15 protein-coding genes are annotated in these 18885 nt (G+C 67.0%); 10 read left to right on the top strand and 5 right to left on the bottom strand.

Annotation, left to right across the window (positions count from 1 at the left end; translation table 11 throughout):
- Positions 1–131 precede the first annotated feature (131 nt).
- From trhA to GCN74_RS07005, 3 genes are all read left to right on the top strand, one after another.
- Positions 132–749 carry a PAQR family membrane homeostasis protein TrhA gene (gene trhA / locus GCN74_RS07015; protein WP_152255995.1) on the top strand — a complete coding sequence of 206 codons (618 nt, stop codon included), beginning with the start codon at positions 132–134 and terminating at the stop codon, positions 747–749.
- An 84-nt stretch (positions 750–833) separates the two neighbouring features.
- On the top strand, positions 834–1715 hold the full coding sequence (locus GCN74_RS07010; RefSeq protein WP_152255994.1) for a LysR family transcriptional regulator: 882 nt from the start codon (positions 834–836) through the stop codon (positions 1713–1715).
- Between the two features lie 9 nt (positions 1716–1724).
- Positions 1725–1973: a hypothetical protein gene (locus GCN74_RS07005; RefSeq protein ID WP_152255993.1), complete on the top strand. Its 249-nt coding sequence runs from the start codon at positions 1725–1727 to the stop codon at positions 1971–1973.
- On the opposite strand, the gene GCN74_RS07000 is transcribed toward GCN74_RS07005, so the two are convergent.
- Both GCN74_RS07000 and GCN74_RS06995 read right to left on the bottom strand, forming a co-directional pair.
- On the bottom strand, positions 1963–4842 hold the full coding sequence (locus GCN74_RS07000; RefSeq protein ID WP_152255992.1) for an EAL domain-containing protein: 2880 nt from the start codon (positions 4840–4842) through the stop codon (positions 1963–1965). The genes GCN74_RS07005 and GCN74_RS07000 overlap by 11 nt on opposite strands.
- Positions 4843–4995: 153 nt before the next feature.
- Positions 4996–5766, bottom strand: a complete 771-nt coding sequence (locus GCN74_RS06995; RefSeq protein ID WP_152255991.1) for a transferase spermidine synthase — start codon at positions 5764–5766, stop codon at positions 4996–4998.
- 218 nt (positions 5767–5984) lie between these two features.
- On the opposite strand from GCN74_RS06995, the gene GCN74_RS06990 reads away from it, so the two are divergent.
- Together GCN74_RS06990 and GCN74_RS06985 are read left to right on the top strand one after the other, a co-directional pair.
- On the top strand, positions 5985–6260 hold the full coding sequence (locus GCN74_RS06990) for a hypothetical protein (protein WP_152255990.1): 276 nt from the start codon (positions 5985–5987) through the stop codon (positions 6258–6260).
- A 37-nt stretch (positions 6261–6297) separates the two neighbouring features.
- Positions 6298–7449: a sensor domain-containing diguanylate cyclase gene (locus GCN74_RS06985; RefSeq protein ID WP_152255989.1), complete on the top strand. Its 1152-nt coding sequence runs from the start codon at positions 6298–6300 to the stop codon at positions 7447–7449.
- Between the two features lie 12 nt (positions 7450–7461).
- Here GCN74_RS06985 and GCN74_RS06980 read toward each other — a convergent pair whose 3' ends face one another.
- Positions 7462–7821, bottom strand: coding sequence for a hypothetical protein (locus GCN74_RS06980; protein ID WP_152255988.1), 360 nt, complete (start codon positions 7819–7821; stop codon positions 7462–7464).
- Positions 7822–8105: 284 nt separating this feature from the next.
- On the opposite strand from GCN74_RS06980, the gene GCN74_RS06975 reads away from it, so the two are divergent.
- From GCN74_RS06975 to fdhD, 4 genes are all read left to right on the top strand, one after another.
- Positions 8106–9188: a calcium:proton antiporter gene (locus tag GCN74_RS06975; RefSeq protein ID WP_152255987.1), complete on the top strand. Its 1083-nt coding sequence runs from the start codon at positions 8106–8108 to the stop codon at positions 9186–9188.
- A 167-nt stretch (positions 9189–9355) separates the two neighbouring features.
- Entirely contained in the window at positions 9356–10813 is a 1458-nt protein-coding gene (locus tag GCN74_RS06970; protein WP_152255986.1) for a Ppx/GppA phosphatase family protein, read from the top strand.
- Positions 10814–10906: 93 nt separating this feature from the next.
- Complete coding sequence (locus GCN74_RS06965; protein WP_193316993.1) at positions 10907–11623, top strand: hypothetical protein; 717 nt, start codon at positions 10907–10909, stop codon at positions 11621–11623.
- Positions 11624–11713: 90 nt separating this feature from the next.
- Positions 11714–12532, top strand: a complete 819-nt coding sequence (fdhD, locus tag GCN74_RS06960) for a formate dehydrogenase accessory sulfurtransferase FdhD (protein WP_152255985.1) — start codon at positions 11714–11716, stop codon at positions 12530–12532.
- Here the strand turns inward: fdhD and GCN74_RS06955 are convergent.
- Positions 12508–14832 carry an FdhF/YdeP family oxidoreductase gene (locus tag GCN74_RS06955; RefSeq protein ID WP_152255984.1) on the bottom strand — a complete coding sequence of 775 codons (2325 nt, stop codon included), beginning with the start codon at positions 14830–14832 and terminating at the stop codon, positions 12508–12510. The two genes, fdhD and GCN74_RS06955, sit on opposite strands and share 25 nt — an antisense overlap.
- 145 nt (positions 14833–14977) lie before the next feature.
- Here GCN74_RS06955 and GCN74_RS06950 point away from each other — a divergent pair, with 145 nt between their 5' ends.
- Positions 14978–15739 (top strand): GNAT family N-acetyltransferase, encoded by a 762-nt coding sequence (locus GCN74_RS06950; RefSeq protein WP_152255983.1) that lies wholly within the window; start codon positions 14978–14980, stop codon positions 15737–15739.
- Between the two features lie 6 nt (positions 15740–15745).
- Here GCN74_RS06950 and GCN74_RS29515 read toward each other — a convergent pair.
- On the bottom strand, positions 15746–18885 hold a 3140-nt coding region (locus tag GCN74_RS29515), incomplete at its 5' end, for a CHAT domain-containing protein (protein WP_152255982.1).

Here is an 18885-nt window from a genome sequence, read left to right as displayed (position 1 = left end):
GGGGACGCCGAGTCCCGTCGGGTCTGACCCCGGAACTTTGCTGCGTATCAATACGTTCGGTGCATGCGCACCACCACCATTCCCCCAAGCGTGTACGATGAGCCTGTTTTTAACGGGGCGGGCGGTCAAGCATGTACCACGGTGAACGGTTCAACAGCATTTCCCATACGGTGGGCGCCGCGCTGGCGGCCATCGGCGGCGTCATCCTGATCGTCGCGGCGGCCCGCACGGGCGACCCCTGGAAAATCGTCAGCTGCAGCGTGTATGCGGCCATGCTGCTGACCCTGTACCTCACGTCCACCCTCTACCACAGCGTGCGCGGCAAGGCCAAGGCGGTGCTGCAGCGGCTCGACCATTGCGCCATCTACCTGCTCATCGCGGGCACCTACACGCCCTTCATGCTGGTGACCCTGCGGGGACCGTGGGGCTGGTCGCTGTTCGGCGTCGTCTGGGGCCTGGCCTTGCTTGGCATCGTGCAGGAATATGTGTATGCGCAAGGCGCGCGCATCCTGTCGCTGGTGATTTACGTGGCCATGGGCTGGCTGATCGTCATCGGCATCAAGCCGCTGCTGGCGGCGCTCGAGTGGAATGGCTTCCTGTGGCTGGTGGCAGGCGGGCTGTGCTACACGGGCGGCATCGCTTTCTACGCCACCGACCACAAGCTGCGCCACGGCCACGGCATCTGGCACCTGTTCGTGCTGGCCGGCAGTAGCTGCCATTTTATCGCCATTTTGTTCTACGTTGCCTGACGTTGCCAACCGCCATCACTGTTGCCGCCATTCCATTATAATGGCGCGATATGTGAAATGTGGGCAACAATTAGCAAGGCAAGCATGGATATCAATTCGGACGACCTGAAAATCTTCGTCACCGTCATCGACAGCGGCACCCTGAGCGCGGCCGCCGTACACCTGGGACAAACCACCTCCGGCGTCAGCCGCGCCCTGTCGCGCCTGGAAGACAAGCTGGCCACCTCGCTGCTGACGCGCACCACGCGGCGCATGGAGCTGACGGAAGAGGGGCAGCTGTTCCTGGACAAGGCGCGCGCCATCCTCGCCTCGATGGAAGACGTGGAAGAGTCGATCCGCATCCGCCGCCAGAAGCCGGCCGGGCGCCTGTCCGTCGATGCCGCCTCGCCCTTCATGCTCCATTGCGTGGTGCCCCATGTGGCGGAATTTCGCGCCATGTACCCGGACATCCGCCTGGAGCTGACCAGCAACGACCAGATCGCCGACCTGCTCGAACACCGCACCGATATCGCCATCCGCATCGGCGCGCTGGTCGACTCGACCCTGCACGCGCGTCCGCTCAGTGCCAGCCCCCTGCACGTGCTGGCCACGCCCGCCTACCTGGCGCGCCACGGCACGCCAGGCACGCCGGAGGAGCTGTCCGGCCATGCGCTGCTGGGCTTTGCGCAATATGAACTGGGCAATATCTGGCCGCTGCGCCACGCCGCCGGCAACAGCCTGCAGATCGTGCCCGCGCTGGCCGCTTCCAGCGGCGAAACCCTGCGCCAGCTGGCCCTGCACGACCAGGGCATCGTCTGCCTGTCCGACTTCATGACGAAGGACGACATCGCGGCCGGCCGCCTGGTGAAGGTGCTGCAGCCGTTTTATACGGGCTACCGGCAGCAGATCCATGCCGTGTACTACCGCAATACGCAGCTGGCGCAGCGCATCAGCTGCTTCCTCGAATTCCTGCAACAGAAACTGTAAGGTCCGGACATGCGCGCACATGGCATGCAATGCCCCACCTGCGACGAGTATGGCGACCTGGTGCACGCCACGCTCCGCAGGACGGGCCAGCAGGTGATCGTCTGCACGGAATGCGATTTCGTGTGGCCGCATCCGGAGCAGGACATTCATCCGGCGCATGCCACGGAGGTGGCTTCCCTGCTGGCGCAATCCGGCCTGGACGATGACTGGGACGAGCTCGAACTCGGGGCAAGGCTGCCGCCGTCGTCTACAGCATGACGTGCGTTTCTTCCGCCCGCAGCAGGGCTTCCACTTCATGCGCGGGCAGCGGCCGGCTGAAATAAAAGCCCTGCGCCTCGTCGCAGCCGTGGCGGCGCAGGTAGTCGAGCTGCTCGGCCGTTTCCACGCCTTCGGCCACCACGCGCAGTTTCAAATTGTGCGCCAGCGCGATGATGGAGACGACGATGGCCGCATCGTCCGCGTCGCGCGCCACGTCGCCCACGAAACTGCGGTCGATCTTCAGCACGTCGATGGGGAAGGTGCGCAGGTAGGCGAAGCTGGAATAGCCGGTGCCGAAGTCGTCGATCGACAGCTGCACCCCCAGCGCCTTCATGTCGTGCAGCTGGCTGACGGCCAGCGCCACGTCGTGCATGAACAGGCTTTCCGTCAGTTCCAGCTCCAGGCAGGCGGGCGCGAGGCCCGTTTCCTGCAGCACGTCGGCGATCGAGGCGACCAGGTTCGGCTCGTTGAACTGGCGCGCCGACAGGTTCACGGCCAGGCGCAGCTGGCCCAGGCCGGCCGCATGCCAGGCCTGCATCTGCGCGCATGCCTGGCGCATGACCCAGGCGCCGATCGGCACGATCAGGCCCGTATCCTCGGCCAGCGCGATGAAGCGCTGCGGCGCCACCATGCCCAGGTCCGGGTGCTGCCAGCGCAGCAGCGCTTCCACGCCCACGATGCGCCCGCTGGCCAGGTCCAGCTGCGGCTGGTAATGCAGCACGAACTGTTCGCGCTCCAGCGCGTTGCGCAGCGCCGTCTCGATGCGCAGGCGCTCCAGCGTGGCCTGGTTCATGGCCGTCGTGTAGAACTTGATGTTGTTGCGGCCCTGTTTCTTGGCGCAGTACATGGCGATGTCGGCCTGCTCGATCAGGTTCTGCGTCTCGCCATTCAAGGTCACGTCGCCGGGCGCGTCGTAGCGCGACATGTCGTAGACGGCCACGCCGATGCTGCAGGTGACGAAGAATTCCTTGCCGTCGAGTAGTACCGGCTGGGCCACGGCATCCATCACGCGCTGCACGATGGCGCCGCTGAGCACTTCATCCGCCTGCTCGCACAGGATGGCGACGAATTCATCGCCGGACAGGCGCGCCACCGTATCGCTTTCGCGCAGGCTGGACTGCAGGCGCGCGGCGATGGTTTTCAGCAGCAGGTCGCCCGCCTTGTGTCCCAGGCTGTCGTTGACGAACTTGAAGCGGTCGAGGTCGATCAACAGCACCCACAGCGCGCGGTTCTTGCGGCGCGACAGGGCCATCGCCTGCGCCAGGCGGTCGCGCAGCAGGGCGCGGTTGGGCAGGCCCGTCAGCACGTCGTGGTGGGCGATGTGCTGGATTTGCTGCTCGGCCAGCTTGCGCTCCGTGATTTCGGAGCCCGTGCCGCGGTAGCCGCGAAACTCGCCCAGCTCGTTGAACAGCGGTTCGCCATTGATGCTGAACCAGCGCAGCTGGCCATCGCGGTCCTTCATCGCATATTCGAGGTTGGAAAAGGGCAGGTGGGCTTCCAGGTTGGCGATATGCTGCTTGCCCCAGCGCGAATTGCGCATTTCCGGGTTGTTGTCCCAGCGCGTCATGCCGATGAAGCGTTCCAGCGGCATGTTCGACTTGTCCGTGAAGCCGCTGGTGATGTGGGTGAAGCAGTAATTGGCATCCTGCTCCCAGTACCAGTCCGAGGACAGGGCCAGCAGGCGGCGGAAGCGCTTTTCGCTTTCCTGCAAGGCGCGCTCCGTGCGCTGGCGCGCCCGCACGTCGGCGCTGAGCAGTTCATTGCTGCGCTTGAGGTCGGCCGTGCGCTGCTCCACCAGCAATTGCACGCGGCGCGAGCGCTGCGTCAGTGTCTGCACAAAGGCCGCCGTCAGCACGCTGAACAGCAAACCCGTGATCACGGTGAACAGGGAGCCCAGGTGATCGGCCAGGAAGGGGCGCGGATGGGCCACCACGCGCACATGCCAGGGCCGGCCGGCGGAAGTGAAGACCCGGTCATAATGGCTGTGGTAGGCAAATTGCAGCCAGCGGGGCAGCGACTCCCAGGCGCCGCCCGGTTCGTCGGCAGGCGCCTGGCCGTGCTGGAAGATCCGCTGGCGCGGGTCGGCGCCCGCATCGGCGTAGACGCTGAGTTCGAGCTGCGGGTCGCCCAGCAGGTCGGCGCCGGCGAGGATTTTCTGCACCAGTTCCCCCGCGCGGATGATGATCGCCGTATCGCCGATCAGCGCCGCGCGCCGTTGCTGCGCCGTTTGCAGGGGCAGGCCGTGGCGGTACACGGGGCGCAGGATGACGAAGCCCTGTTGCGGCCCCTGCGCCAGGGCCAGCAGGCCGGTGGCGGTGGTCTGGCCGCTGACGATGGCCTGCTCCAGCGCGTTCGCCAGCAAGCCGTTCGGGCTGACGTTCAGGCCGAAGGCGGGGCGGTTGCCCTGCAAGGGGACGAGGTAGTCCACCACCAGGTAGCTGGCGCGCGTCGTCGCGGGCACGACGACGCCATCGCGCATTTCCGTCATGGCGTAATCGGGCGCGATGCGGCGCAGCCCGGCCTCGAAGGCGGCCCGCTGCGCATGCGGCACGATGCGGTGGAAATTGAAGGCCTGGATGAACGGGTGGCGCTGCAGCAGCGGCGTGGTGAAGTCGTGGAACTGCTCGCGCGTGACGGGCACGACGGCGCTAAACAGCTGGTTCGTCGTGGTCAGCACCTCCACCGCGTCGTCGAGTCCCCGCTCGATGGCGGCCACGCGCGCACCGGCGCGCTGCTGCAGGCTCAGGCTCATCTTGTCGTATTCGAGCTGGCTGATGGCGGCGAACAGTACGGCGGTGATGCTGACGCCGCAGGCAAAGGTCAGCGCGGCCGCGGCAGAAATCGACAATGGCAGGCGGCCACGCAGCATGGTTTTTCCTATCTCACTTCATGGACACTTGGGTTCGGCGGCGCCTGCCGGCCCCACGCAGGCCGTAGTTTGTCATAAACCACATCCATCATGCTGATTTTGCACCAAATTACTGCTAATAAGCAACAATATCGATAGCCGCGAAGACGGCGTTCAGCCGCTGCCCGCACCCGACTGCCGGCGCAAGCGCCACAATTGCCATGCCGGCAGCAGGCGGTTCAGGAACGCCAGGCCGCACGCCTGGCGCCAGCGCACCAGGCGCACCACGCGCATGGCGCGGCCGGCGGCATGTTGCTGCGGCTTGGCGGCAAAGATGATGCGGTTATTGCCGGCGATGCCGTCGAACTGGCATACGGCGCCGCGGAAGGTCAGCATCAGGCGCGCCAGCATGGCGGGATAGTGCTCGTCATAGCTGAACAGGTTGGCGACCAGCACGCCGCCGGGCAGCAGGGTGCGCAGGCAGTCCGCATAGAAGCGCGCGCTGCCCAGTGCGGGCGGCAGCCCCGTTTCGTCGTAGCCGTCGAGCAGCAGCACGTCGGCGCAGCCCGGATGCCGGCGGATATAGCTGACGGCGTCCGTCTCGATGATGCGCAGGCGCGCGTCGTCGGGCGGCAGCATGAACTGCTCGCGCAGGGCGATCACGTCGGCGCGCAATTCCAGCACCGTGATGCGCGCGTCGGGCAGGTGGCGGTGGCAGAATTTGAGCAGCGAGCCGCCGCCCAGGCCCACCATCAGGATGTGGCGGGGACGGGGCACGAACAGGGTGAAGCACATCATGGCGCGCGCATAGCGCAGCAGCAGGTGGTCGGGGCGCGACAGCAGCATTTCGCTCTGGATCATGCCGGGCTGGAATTCCAGGCGGCGCCGGTCGCCGCAGGTATGCACCTGCGGGGCCTGTGGGGTGGTGCTTCTGTTTTCCGGCATGGGACGACTTCGCTGAGTGGACTGGGGACGATGTTTTGTTGCATTCAGAGAAATCTGATAAGCTCCCGTGAGCATACCCGATTAATCCGCACAGAGCGTCCGCATGGAGCGGCGGCGGGCTCGCCTGTTGCCGTTCGGCACACAGCGCGGAGCGCGGCGCCAGGCAGCGTACGGCGCGCAGCGGCAAGGCCGCGCAGTCGGGCACCATGGAGACAAGCATGTTTTTGGATCACCCCATCATTACGGCGACGAACAGTTTTACGGAGCCTGACCGCATCGAGCGGCTGACGCGCGTGTATGGCTACGCGGCGGCGCTGGCCGACCAGGCCGCCAATTTCGGCTTCATTGAAAAAGTAGCGCAGATCCACGACCACAAGGGCACCCTCATCGTTTTCTGGCATGAGGCGCCCAGCGAAGTGGAAAAGCAGTATTTCGTGCAGGCGTGGGCCAGCAAGGTCGGCGACGGCAGCACCAATGTCGAACACGAAATCTGACCTGGCGTGCCGCGCTGGCGCGGCAATGGCGTAACCCATGGATATCAAGACCCTGGTACTGGCGCTGGCGCTCGGCAACCTGAGCCTGTGCGCGGCCCTGTTCTTCTTCGAGTACGAGCGCAAGAAGTCGCTCAGCCTGTCCACCTGGGCGGTGGCCAAGCAATGCCAGGCCGTGGCCTGGTGCCTGCTGTACTTCCGCGGCGTGCTGCCCGACGTGCTGTCCATCTTGCTGGGCAACAGCCTGCTGTTTGCCGGCATGGCGCTCGACGCGGGCGCCCTGTGGCAGGCGGCGGGGCGCAGCAACTGGCGCCGCTATGCATTGCCGGCGCTGGGCGTATCGGTGGCGCTGTTTGCCGCCTGCTACCTGTTCGACGTGGCGCCGCTGCTGCGCAGCGCCGGCGGTTCGCTGATCGTGGCGGGCTTTTTCCTGGCCGGCGTGGCCGCCCTGTGCCTGAAGTGGCGCGAGGCGAGCATGCTGCGCCGCTTCCTCGTCGTCAGCATGGGCATCCTGTCGCTGCTGATCGCCGCGCGCGGCGCGCTGGCCGCCACCATCCCCGATTTCGATGCGGAACTGATGCAGCTGGCCGGCTTCGGCGCCCTGTACCTGATGATGCTGACGAACGCCTTCGGCTACCTGCTGCTGTCGCGCGAAAAGCTGGGCGGCGAACTGGCGCGCCTGGAAGTGCTCGACGGGGCCACGGGCGTGCCGAACCGGCGCGGCTTTTACCAGGCGCTGGCGCCATGGATGGCGCTGGCGCGCCGGCCCGGCTTGCCGACGGCGCTGGTGGTGCTCAATATCGACCATTTCAAGCGCGTCAACGACAGCTACGGCCATCCGGTGGGCGACGCGGTGCTGAAAGCCATCGTCGACACCTGCCGCCAGCAGCTGCGCGACAGCGACCTGATGGGCCGCCTGGGCGGCGCCGAATTCGCCATCCAGCTGCCGCGCACGACCCTGGCCGATGCGCTGATGGTGGCCGAGCGCATCCGCGCCGCCGTCGAAGCGCTGCCCGTCAAGACGGAGCGCGCCGTGCTGCAGCTGACGGCCAGCCTGGGCGTGACCACCATCCGCGCGGAAGACAGCACCGTCAGCCTGTTCAAACGGGCCGACGAGGCGCTGCAGGCGGCCAAGCAGGCGGGCCGCAACCGGGTGGTCGAGGCGCAGGGCGCCAGCCCCCTCGATATGTAGATCCGTTTAGTCTTACTTCTTGCGCGAACCCAGCCAGCTGGGTTCCTTGCCGCATTCCTTGCTCAAAAATAAGGCGTCGAGACCGGGATCGCAGCGATGGTCAGGCGCCTTCATGGGCTCCACGCTCAGCCATTCACTGCGGGGCAGGATCTTTTCTTCGCGTGGCGCCACCGGCGGCGCCGGCGGCAGGCTGTCCTGCCACCGGGCGGCGGCCACGGGCGCCGGCGTGGCGGCCCAGTTTGCGTCGACCTGCGCTTCGCGCGCCGGCTCCCCGTCCTCGCGCGGCGCCTGCGTGGCGGCCTGTGCGGCGGCGCACAGCAGGCTGCTGGCGAAAACGAAGGTGCGCATGGCGGTGCTGTGTGTTGAAATCATGGTCTGTCCCTGGTCGGTGCCGGAAAGGCGTGCCCTCCAGTATGGCGCCATCGGCAGACTAAAAGACAAGGAAATTGCAACGGCATGTTACCAAAGGGACTATAGTTAATGGTAGCAAGCAGGTGCACAGCAGCAAGGAGACGGCGGCGCGGGGCGCCCGTGGCCAAACGTGTGCTTTCCCTAACTTTCATTTAAGCTAAGCAAGTTATGCTATGGGGCGCACGTCAGGCTCCCCGTTGCCGTCCGCACCGCAGTTCCCCTTTTCTACTCTTGCCAGGCTCATAATGAAAATTCTCAAATCCCTGCCTGTATGGCCGCTTGCCGCCCCGCTTGCCGGCTGGCTGTTCCTGTTCGGTTCCACCTTCAACTTCGGCGGCGCCTACCAGATATTGCTGGTCGCCGGCCTGATCGGCAGCGTGCTGGCCGCCGTGTACCACGCGGAAGTGGTGGCGCACCGCATCGGCGAACCGTATGGCACCCTGGTGCTGGCGCTGGCCGTGACCCTGATCGAGGTGGCGCTGATCGTCTCGCTGATGCTGGCCGGCGGGCCGGAAACGACAGGCCTGGCGCGCGATACCGTGTTTGCCGCCATCATGATCATTTTGAACGGCATCGTCGGCATCTGCCTGCTGCTGGGCGCCGGCCGCCACAAGGAGCAGACCTTCGGCCTGCTGGGCGTGAGCGCTTCGCTGGCCACCCTGGCGGCCATCGCCATCCTGACGCTGGTGCTGCCGAACTACACGTCGAGCGCCGCAGGCCCGTACTACAACTCGAGCCAGCTCATTTTCATCGCCGTCATCTCGCTGGTCCTGTACGGCACCTTCGTGCTGGTGCAGACGGTGCGCCACCGCGATTACTTCCTGCCCAAGGAAGCCGTCGGCGACGAGGAGGTGCATGCGGCGCCGCCATCGGCCAGCGTCGCCTGGATCAGCGCCGGCGCGCTGCTCGTGTGCCTGGGCGCCGTGGTGTTGCTGGCCAAGTCGCTGGCGCCCGCGCTGGAGACGGCGATTGCCGCCATGGGTGCGCCGAAAACCCTGGTCGGCATCGTCATCGCCGCCATCGTGCTGCTGCCCGAAGGCCTGGCCGCCGTGCGCGCCGCGCGCGCCAACCGTTTGCAAACGAGCTTGAACCTGGCGCTGGGCTCCGCGCTGGCCAGCATCGGCCTGACGATTCCCGCCGTGGTGGTGGTGTCGCTGGCCACGGGCCTGACGATTACGCTGGGACTCGACATCAAGTCGACGGTGCTGCTGTTGCTGTCGCTGATGGTGGCCACCCTGTCGCTGGGCACGGGCCGCACCACGGTCATGCAGGGCACGGTGCACCTGGTGATTTTCGCCGTCTATCTGTTCACGACCATCGTGCCCTAAGCGCCACGGCTGGCCGCCGTTTTGTCACAATCCTGTCACGCCGCTGTCATACGATGAGGGTAGTGTGGTAGGATTTTTAAATCGTTTAAATGATTTATATAGTTTAGCAACTGAGTTTGCCAACTTTTTTCGCGGTTGGTACAGCAATGACAAGACAAGAGGCCAGTATGTATGCAGCGGTGGACCTGGGGTCCAACAGTTTTCGTTTACACGTCGGCAAGCATGATGGCGACACCATACGCGTGGTCAAGAGCGTGCGCGATCCGATACGCCTGGCCGCCGGCCTGGACGCCAACGGCGACCTGACCGAGGCGGCCATGCAGGGGGCGCTGGCCTGCCTGCAGCGCTTTCGCGCCATCCTGGCCGGTTTCGAGCTCGAAGCCGTGCGCGTGGTGGCCACGTCGGCCATGCGCGTGGCGCGCAACGGCGCCGTCTTCCTGCCGCTGGCCGAACAGGCCATCGGCTACCCGATCGAAATCATCTCGGGCGAGGAAGAGGGGCGACTGATCTACATGGGCGTGGCCAATGCGCTGGCCATCCCGGGCGAACGCCGGCTGGTGATGGATATCGGCGGCGGCTCGACCGAACTGATACTGGGGCGCGGCAACGATATCGAGCGCGTCGAGTCCTTCAGCCTGGGCACCGTCAAGCAAAGCCTGTCGTTTTTCATCGGCGGGCGCATCGACGCGCCGTCGTTCGAGGCCGCCATCCTGTCGGCGCGCAGCCATTTCGAGGATGCCGCGCCGCCGTACCATCCGCAGCACTGGAAGACGGCCTACGGCTCTTCCGGCACCATCCGCACGATCGCCGACATCATCGCCCGCAACAAGCTGGGCGATGGCCAGCTGACGGGCGCCAGCCTCGATGCGCTGGCGCGCCGCTTCATCGAACTGGGCCACACCAGCCGCATCGACATGCCCGGCTTGCGCCCCGACCGCGCCAGCACCATCGTCGGCGGCCTGGCCATCTTGATCGGCCTGTTCCGCGAACTGGCCATTCCCGCCATGACGCCGATCGAGGCGGGCCTGCGCATGGGCGTGATGTGGGATTTGTACCTGCGCTCGACCAAGCGCGACCGCCGCGAGCAGTCGGTGCAGGGCTGCATGGAAAAATTCCATATCGACCAGCAGCGCGCCGGGCGCGTGGCGCAGCAGGCGCTGGCCATGTACGCGCAGCTCAAGCCCACGTCCGACGCCCTGGTGAAATGCCTGCGCTGGAGCAGCCTGCTGCACGAAGTGGGACTGGCCGTCTCGCAGACGGGCTACCACAAGCATGCATCGTACATCGTGGAAAACGCGGACTTGCCCGGTTTTACCACGCGCGAACAGAAGACCATGAGCCGCCTGATCCTGGCGCAGAAGGGCAACTTGCGCAAGATCGGCGAAGTGCTGTCCGACCCCGATTTCGCCAAGGCCGTGCTGGCGCTGCGCCTGTCGATTCTGCTCATGCATGCGCGCATCGAGGCCGATTTCAGCGAGCTGCGCCTGCGCATGAAGAGCCGCATCGAGCTTGACATCAAGCGCGGCTGGGTGGCGCACCATCCCACCGTGTCGTTCTGGATCGAGAAGGAGCAGGAATTCTGGGATGAGGTCGGAGTCGATTTCACCATCCGTGCCAGCGCCTAGTGGGTCATGCCGTGCGCATGACTTGATATGCAGCAAGCAAGGTTTCAAAAAACAGTATATATTGTTTATATTATTTGTCAGATTGGAGAATCCATGACCAAAACCGTCCCAGCAAAAAAAGCCGACAGCGCGCCCGTATCGATGTTCCCCACCAGCGCCTCGATCAACGCGGCAGCGGCGAAGGCCGCACCCGTGGCAAAAGCTGCCGCGAAGCCTGCGGCCAAGCCGGTAGCCAAGGCAGCGGCGAAGCCCGCGGCAAAAGCCGCCGTCAAGCCGGTGGCCGCGAAACCGGCCGTTGCGAAGCCGGCAGCGGCGAAACCTGCCGCCGCCAAGGCGCCCGTCGCCAAGCCGGCGGCCAAGGCCGTCGTGGCCAAGCCTGCCGCCAAGGCAGTCGCCAAGGCGGAGCTGAAAGCCGTTGCCAGGCCGGCGGCCAAGGTTGCTGCGAAGCCCGCCGCCAAGCCCGCCGTCAAGCCGGCAGCGAAAGCAGCCGTCAAGCCGGTAGCCAAGCCGGTCGCCAAAGCGGCTGTCAAGCCTGCGCCAGCGAAAAAAGCGCCCGTTGCCAAGGTGGCTGCCGTCAAGGAAAAAGCCCGCAAGCCAAAGCTGGTGCGCGACAGCTTCACCATGCCGGAAGCGGAATACGAAGTCCTGGGCCAGGTCAAGAAAGCCTGCCTGAAGGCCGGTTTCGAGATCAAGAAAAGCGAATTGCTGCGCATCGGCGTGGCGCTGATCAGCCAGATCGACCTGGCGACACTGCAAAACGTGCTGGCCGGCCTGCCGCAGCTGAAAACGGGCCGTCCGAAGAAGGATTGAGGGCGATGGCAGGGCAGTCCCGCGCGGACTGCCGCCTGCCTGTCCATTCTGGTTTACCATGGGGCCTGTGATAGTTCCCCCATGGTTGCCATGTCAGAAGAAACCCCTGTTGAACGCGCCGGCTTTGTCGAGCGCGCCATCGTCCGCCACCGCGCGGGCGAGTCCCTAGCCGCCATCGACCACGTCGCCGAGGAAATCCCCGTGGCGCTGGTCTTCAACGGCATTTCCCACGTCGTCATGATGGCCACCCCGCGCGACCTGGAAGCGTTCGCCTATGGCTTCGCGCTGACGGAAGGCGTGGTCGCATCCGCCGCCGCCATCTTCGACTGCGAAGTGGTTCTGCGTCCCGATTCCGCCGAAGTGGCGCTGACCATCGCCCAGGAAGATTTCGTGCGCCTGAAGGACCGGCGCCGCGCGCTGACGGGCCGCAGCGGCTGCGGCGTGTGCGGCATCGACAGCATCGACATGCTCGACCTGCGGCCGGAAGCGCTGCCGCCGGCCCTGATCCAGGTCGATCTGCCCGCCGCGCTGGCGCGCGCATCCGCCGGCTTGTGCGCGCACCAGGCGCTGATGCAGGAAACGGGCGGCGTGCACGCTGCCGCCTGGTGCACGCCCGACGGCGCTATCGTGCAGGTGTTCGAGGATATCGGCCGGCATAACGGCCTCGATAAACTGATCGGCCATCTCGCGCTGCACGCTATCGACATGCGCCTCGGCTTCGTCTTCCTGTCCAGCCGCGGCAGCTACGAGCTGGCGCGCAAGGCGGCGCGCATGCGCATCCCGCTGCTGGCGACCATTTCCGCTCCCAGCTCGCTGGCCATTTCCATCGCCACGCAGGCGGGCATGAAGCTGGTGGGTTTCTGCCGCCAGGATGCCTGGGTCGACTACACGCCCGATATCGGCATCTGACCCTTCGCCGCCTGCAGCAGCACGGGCACGGACTTCGACGTCGGCGTGCCGGCGCCGTCGGCCGTGCTGGCCAGCGGCACCAGCGCGTTCGTCTCCGGGTAATACGCGCCCAGGCAGCCGCGCGGGATGTCGTAGGCCACCAGTCTGAAACCGTCGGCGCGGCGCGCCACGCCATCGTCCCAGGCGCCGATCAGGTCCACCAGGTCGCCATCGGCAAAACCCAGCATGGCGATATCGTCCCGATTGGCAAAGACCACCCTGCGCGTGCCGTATACGCCCCGGTAGCGGTCATCCATGCCGTAGATGGTGGTGTTGTACTGGTCGTGCGAGCGCGTGCTCATCAAGACCATCAGGCGTTCGCCATGGCGCGCGCGGGCGCGGTGCAGCGGCGTATCGAGGTCCAGCGGGGCGACGAGGAAGCTGGCCTTGCCGCTGGCCGTCTTCCATATGCGTCCGCGCGACGCCACCGTCAGGTGAAAGCCGCCCGGAACGGCCACCCTGGCGTTGTAGTCGCGGAAATCGTCGAACACCTTTTCGATGTCGTCGCGGATGCGCGCATAGTCGGCCGCATATGCGCGCCAGTCCACCAGGGCGCTGCCCACCGCCGCTTCGGCCATGCCGGCCACGATGGCCACTTCCGAGCGCAGCTGCGGCGAAGCGGGCGCATTGCGGCCGTACGAGATATGCACCATGCTCATCGAGTCTTCCACCGTCACGCCCTGCGGCACGCCGTGCTGCAGGTCGATTTCCGTGCGCCCCAGGGTGGGCAGCAGCAAGGCTTCCTTGCCGATGACCAGGTGGCTGCGATTGAGCTTGGTGGCCACCTGCACCGTCAGCGCGCACTGGCGCAGCGCGGCAAAGGTCAGCGGCGTATCGGGCGTGGCGGCGGCGAAGTTGCCGCCCAGGGCGATGAACACCTTGACGTCGCCGCGCTGCATGGCTTCGATGGTGGCCACCACGTCGTGGCCATGCTTGCGCGGCGGCTCGAAGCCGTAGACCTGGCCCAGGCGGTCGAGGAAGGCGCCGGCGGGCTTTTCCTCGATGCCCACCGTGCGGTCGCCCTGCACGTTGGAGTGGCCGCGCACGGGGCACAGTCCCGCGCCGGGCTGGCCGATCTGGCCGCGCAACATCATCAGGTTCGACAGCATGCGGATGGCCGCCACGCTGTGCTTGTGCTGCGTCAGCCCCATGCCCCAGGTGGCGATGATGCGCCGGCCCTTGACGAAGATGTCCGTCAAGGCCTCGACCTGTTCGCGCGCCACGCCCGACTCCCGCAGCAGCAGCTCCCAGCTTTCCATGCGCAGGTCGTCGCGGAAGGCTTCGAAGCCGCTGCAGTGTTCCAGGATGAAGGCGTGGTCGATGACGGCGGGCGTGCCGGCCGCCTGCGCCGCATCGTCATGTTCGACGACGCGCTTGGCGACGGCCTTGATCAGGGCGAAGTCGCCGCCCAAAGTGGGCTGGACGAACAGGCCGGCCAGGGGCGTGCTGCCCAGGGTCGCCATTTCCAGCGCGCTTTGCGGGTCCATGAAGCGCTGCAAGCCCCGTTCGCGCAGGGGATTGATGGAGACGATGCTGCCGCCGCGGCGCGCGCACTCGCGCAGCTCGCCCAGCATGCGCGGGTGGTTGGTGGCGGGATTCTGGCCGAAGATGAGGATGGTGTCGGCCAGTTCGAAGTCGTTCAGGGTCACCGTGCCCTTGCCGATGCCCACGGTGGCGGGCAGCCCGCGGCTGGTGGCCTCGTGGCACATGTTCGAGCAGTCGGGGAAGTTGTTGGTGCCGTACAGGCGCGCCATCAGCTGGTACAGGAAGGCCGCCTCGTTGCTGGCGCGCCCCGACGTGTAGAACGCGGCCTGGTCCGGGTCGGGCAGGGCGCGCAGATGGCGTCCCACGAGCGCGTAGGCGTCTTCCCAGGCGATGGGCACGTAGCGGTCGCTGGCCGCGTCGTAGACCATCGGCTCCGTCAGGCGGCCATGCTGTTCGAGCGCATAGTCCGACTGTTCCAGCAGCTGCGCGACGGTATGGCTGGCGAACAGTGCGGGGCCGGCGCGGCGGCTGGTCGCTTCCGCGGCGACGGCCTTGGCGCCGTTTTCGCAAAAGGCAAACGTGGAGGCGTGGTTGCGGTCCGGCCAGGCGCAGCCGGGGCAATCGAAGCCGTCCGGCTGGTTCTGCGACAACAGGGCTTTCAGGTTGCCGGGCGCGACCCGTTCCTGGCGCAGGCTGATGGCCACGTGTTTTAGCGCGTCCCAGCCGGCGGCGGGCCTGGTGTAGGGCGTGATGTGCGGTGCGTCCGGGTCTTTCATGCTGTCTTCCTGCTGGGCGAGTGTGGTAATTATGCACGATCCCCGCATGACATTGTCTTGCGTCATGGAAATGACATTCGGCTGTCATTTTCCTGACATATTAGACAAGTACGCTGGAGTCGTCTTGATCACAGGGGATGAAACCATGCAAAATATCAGCGCGTCAAACGAAGCCAAGGCCAGGCCGGTTCAACTGGTGCTGAGCCAGGCCACTACAGCGGCGGAACTGCGCGAAGTACAGCGTTTGCGCTACAAGGTGTTTATCGAGACCATGGGCCTGACGTCGCTGGCCAATGCCGATGGCCTCGACAGCGATGAATTCGACGCGCACTGCGATCACCTGATCGTGCGTGACGCCGATACCCTGAAAGTGGTGGGTACCTACCGCGTGCTGAGCGCCGCCAAGGCAGCCAAGATCGGCCGCCTGTATTCGGAAAACGAGTTCGACCTGAGCCGCCTGAAGAATCTGCGCGGACGCATGGTCGAAGCGGGCCGCGCCTGCATCCACCCGAAATACCGGGGCGGCAGCGTGATCATGCTGCTGTGGTCCGGCCTGGCCGAATACATGCGCCGCGAGCGCTGCGACTATCTGGTGGGCTGCGCCAGCATCAGCCTGGCCGATGGCGGGCATAACGCCGTCGCCGTGTACCAGGCGCTGGCCGAAAAGCACATGGCGCCCGCCGAATACCGCGTCACGCCGCACCTGCCTTTCCCCATCCACAAGGTGGAAGCGGCGCACAAGCCGCAAGTGCCGCCGCTGATCAAGGGCTATCTGCGTTCGGGCGCCTGGATTTGCGGCGAACCGGCCTGGGACCCCGATTTCGAAAGCGCCGACATGTTCATGATGATGCCGCTGGCGAATCTGGACGAGCGCTATGCGCGCCACTACGGAGTGGTGCCTGGCTGAGGCTGCTCAGGTGAATGCCGGGCAGTGAGGCCTGCAACTGGCTGGCCAGCGCCTGCACGGCGCCGCGCAAGCCGGTTTCCGCGCTGTCGGGCGGCAGCAGTTCAAGCAGGAAGCGCAGGGGCACGGCGATGGCTTCGGGTTCGCCGATGCTGCCGTGGCGCCGCACGGCGTCGTGGTACAGCGCCAGGAAGGCGGCGCGCGCGGGCGCGTCGAAGGGCCGGCCGTCCGGCACCTGCCACAGGGCCGCCAGCAGGGCGGCGCGCACGGGGCGCCCGCGTCGATGGCGCGGTGTTCGTCCGCGTGGCGCTGGCGCGCATACGCGATGGCGTCGTGCAGCAGCTCGCCCAGCTGCGCATCGAGCGCGCGCCAGGCGCCGCTGTCGCCATGGGCTTTCAGCAGCAGGGCGCCCGCCAGCGCCTGGAAAACGAGGTCGCAGTCGGCCACGCCGCTGCGCAGCCGCGCCTCTTCCAGCGCAGCCAGGCAGGCTTCCGTCATGGCGCGCAGGGCCGGCGTGCCGGAGCCTCCCCCCGCGCAGGCCAGGCGTGCCTGCAGGGCCCAGTAGCGTCCCAGCAGGGCCAGGCGCTGCGCCGTGGGCGACAGCGCCACCAGCAGGTCGATATGCCGGCGTCCATCGTGCAGCAGCTGCCGTCCCTGTACCGGGTCGGGCACGGCCGGCACGTCGATGCCGGCGCCCGCATCGATGCCGCACAGGGCCGCGCCCTGGCGTATCTCCAGTTCCGCCCAGTGCGCCAGCGCGCGCAAGCCCACCTTGCCGTCGGCCGCGCTGTGCGCCGCCCGGTAGTGTTCGATGGCGCGCAAGGTGTTGTCCAGGCCACCGAGGCCGGCCCGCGTGGCGGCCATGTTTTCGCGGATGTCGGCGCAGCCGAAGAAGCGCGCGCGCACGGCTTCCTCGATGCTGTCCAGCTTTTCCTCGATGGCCGCGCGGCGCGCAGGATCGGCGCCCGCCAGGCGCGCATGCAGGGTTTCCAGGTCGGCCAGCAGGTGGCCGTGGTAGTGGTAGTCGGGCGCCTGCCAGGGCCGGCTCTGCGTGTTCGGAAAACGGTAGCGGTCGTCGCCATACGCCTGGTAGGCGCCCCAGGTGTTCGAGGCGGGAAACTGCAGGTAGGCCGCTTCGCGCGCCAGCCGCACGGCGTCGCCGAAGTATTCGCCGCTCAGCATGGCGTGATAGAAGCTGTGCGCGAAGATGCTGGCCGCCTGGTCGTCGATGCGCCAGCCGGCCGCGATCACCGCCTGCGAGCCCATTTCAATGAAGGCCGTGGCCAGGCTGGCGGCCAGTTTCGACCACGGCGCGATGGCGTCCGGGCGCATGTCGCCCAGGTGGCAGCAATTGATGAAGACGAATTGCGGCACGCGTTTGAGCTTGCCCACCTGCGCCGCCGTCAGCCGCGTCTTCGGTCCCAGCACCAGGCCCGTATGGGCGATGCCGGGGCCCGCCACTTCGCCGTGGCCGGCCAGGTGGATGGCGAAATAGCGCTCGTCGAACAGGTGCACCAGCACCCGCTGCGCCTGCGGACGCAGCAGCTCGCGCACCTGGTAGCCATAGGCGCCGAACATGCGCGCCACGTCCTGCGCTTCGGCCTGCGCGGCGGGCAGCTCGGGCAGGCCGGAATCGGTGTCGCCGATCACCAGCACGCTGTTGCTGGGCGGGCTGACGGCGGGCGGCTGCTCGCGCAGGCTGGCCAGCTGGCGCACCATGCCGATGCGCGTCGACAGCGGGCTTTCCTCGCTGCCCGCCTCGTCGCGCATCAATTCCCACGGATAGATGGCGGCGCTCTGGTCGACGGCCAGGATCAGGCCGCGCATCTCGGGGATGGCCGCCTTCAGGCCATTGGGCAGCATCAGTTCGTACAGGGCGCGCGACAGGCCCGGCTGGTCGGTGGTGTTGTCGGTGGCATCCATGATCAGGCCATCGACGGCCTGCCGCTGGTTCGGCTCTTCGTCGACGCTGTTGTGGGCGCGGTCCGTCAGCACGGTGAAGCGCAGGGCGCCCGAGAGATCCGCGGCGACGATCTGCACGCGGCGCCAGCCGTTGTCGCCGCTCAGGCTGGGCAGGATGCGCCGGTAGCCGCCCGGGCTGTGGCGGATGCGCTGCTCGAACGCGAAGCTGCCCTGGTAGCGGGCCTCGGCCATGATCTGCTCGATGGCCACGGCGGCGGCGATGGCGCGCGCCTCGGACTGTTCGTAGATGGCGATATGGCCGATGCGGCAAGCCATGCCCGCGTCTTCCAGGCGCCGGTTGGCGCTGCGCGCGCCGTCGATCAGGGCGCGCGCGCACAGGGCGATGCTCAAGCCGCCATAGCCGGAGCCGGACAGCAGGCTGGCCACGCGCAAGCCGTGTTCGCCCGCCGGCGGCGCCGGCACGCGGCCGGCGGCGCGCACCTGCAGGCAGACGCACGCGTATTCGAGCAGGCCGCCGGCAAACGCGCGCGCCAGTTCGCCCGGCGTCAGTTCTCCCAGCGCGCCCAGGCCGATGACGATGGCGCCGCCGGGCCGGCGCGCCGCATCGGGCTGCAGCACCACCAGGGCCGCGTCGGGGCGCTGGGGAAAGCGTCCCAGCGCGTGGATTTCCTGCAGCTTGCCGGCCAGCAGGCGATCCAGGAAACTCATGCTGCCGCGCAGCGATTCATACGCATAGCAGCCGCTCATGACGGGCGCGTCGGCCGAAGCCATGCTGCCGTGGATGACGGACAGGCTCAGCTGCGGCGTGCAGATCTCCGGCGCGCTGGCGGGGCCGGCGGCGCCGATGGCGGCGTCGAGCAGTTCCTGCGGCTGCGGGTACAGCGGCTGCGCGTCGGGCGCGTACGGGCGGAAGCGGGGCGGAATGCCGCCGGGCGCGTGCGGCGGGCGCCGGGACAGGCCAGCGCCCTGGCCGCTGTCGAGCAGTTGCGCGATGGCCGGGTAGTACTCTTTTTGCAGCAGCAGGTCGCCATGCGCGACGGGCAGGTAGCAGGCTTCCACGCCGGCCGGCACGGCGCCTTGCCAGGCCGTGCGTCCATCGCCGTCCGGCGACCAGGCCGTCTCGATGCTGCCGCCGCGCAGGCGCAGCGCCACCGGCGTGTCGGCGCAGCCGGCCAGGTAGCTGCAATGGCGGGCGTCGAGCGGGGCCGCATCCAGCAGGGCCACGG

The sequence above is a fragment of the Janthinobacterium sp. FT14W genome (assembly GCF_009208755.1).
Classification (GTDB): Bacteria; Pseudomonadota; Gammaproteobacteria; order Burkholderiales; family Burkholderiaceae_D; genus Janthinobacterium; species Janthinobacterium violaceinigrum.
Note: the sequence above shows the minus strand (reverse complement) of the source record. Positions and strands in the feature narration are given on the sequence as shown.

What these genes read in the sequence shown, in the direction of transcription:
- trhA (WP_152255995.1), top strand. Translation starts at nt 132, where the DNA reads ATGTACCACGGTGAACGGTTCAACAGCATTTCCCATACGGTGGGCGCC.
- GCN74_RS07010 (WP_152255994.1), top strand. Translation starts at nt 834, where the DNA reads ATGGATATCAATTCGGACGACCTGAAAATCTTCGTCACCGTCATCGAC.
- GCN74_RS07005 (WP_152255993.1), top strand. Translation starts at nt 1,725, where the DNA reads ATGCGCGCACATGGCATGCAATGCCCCACCTGCGACGAGTATGGCGAC.
- GCN74_RS07000 (WP_152255992.1), bottom strand. Translation starts at nt 4,842, where the DNA reads ATGCTGCGTGGCCGCCTGCCATTGTCGATTTCTGCCGCGGCCGCGCTG.
- GCN74_RS06995 (WP_152255991.1), bottom strand. Translation starts at nt 5,766, where the DNA reads ATGCCGGAAAACAGAAGCACCACCCCACAGGCCCCGCAGGTGCATACC.
- GCN74_RS06990 (WP_152255990.1), top strand. Translation starts at nt 5,985, where the DNA reads ATGTTTTTGGATCACCCCATCATTACGGCGACGAACAGTTTTACGGAG.
- GCN74_RS06985 (WP_152255989.1), top strand. Translation starts at nt 6,298, where the DNA reads ATGGATATCAAGACCCTGGTACTGGCGCTGGCGCTCGGCAACCTGAGC.
- GCN74_RS06980 (WP_152255988.1), bottom strand. Translation starts at nt 7,821, where the DNA reads ATGATTTCAACACACAGCACCGCCATGCGCACCTTCGTTTTCGCCAGC.
- GCN74_RS06975 (WP_152255987.1), top strand. Translation starts at nt 8,106, where the DNA reads ATGAAAATTCTCAAATCCCTGCCTGTATGGCCGCTTGCCGCCCCGCTT.
- GCN74_RS06970 (WP_152255986.1), top strand. Translation starts at nt 9,356, where the DNA reads ATGTATGCAGCGGTGGACCTGGGGTCCAACAGTTTTCGTTTACACGTC.
- GCN74_RS06965 (WP_193316993.1), top strand. Translation starts at nt 10,907, where the DNA reads ATGACCAAAACCGTCCCAGCAAAAAAAGCCGACAGCGCGCCCGTATCG.
- fdhD (WP_152255985.1), top strand. Translation starts at nt 11,714, where the DNA reads ATGTCAGAAGAAACCCCTGTTGAACGCGCCGGCTTTGTCGAGCGCGCC.
- GCN74_RS06955 (WP_152255984.1), bottom strand. Translation starts at nt 14,832, where the DNA reads ATGAAAGACCCGGACGCACCGCACATCACGCCCTACACCAGGCCCGCC.
- GCN74_RS06950 (WP_152255983.1), top strand. Translation starts at nt 14,978, where the DNA reads ATGCAAAATATCAGCGCGTCAAACGAAGCCAAGGCCAGGCCGGTTCAA.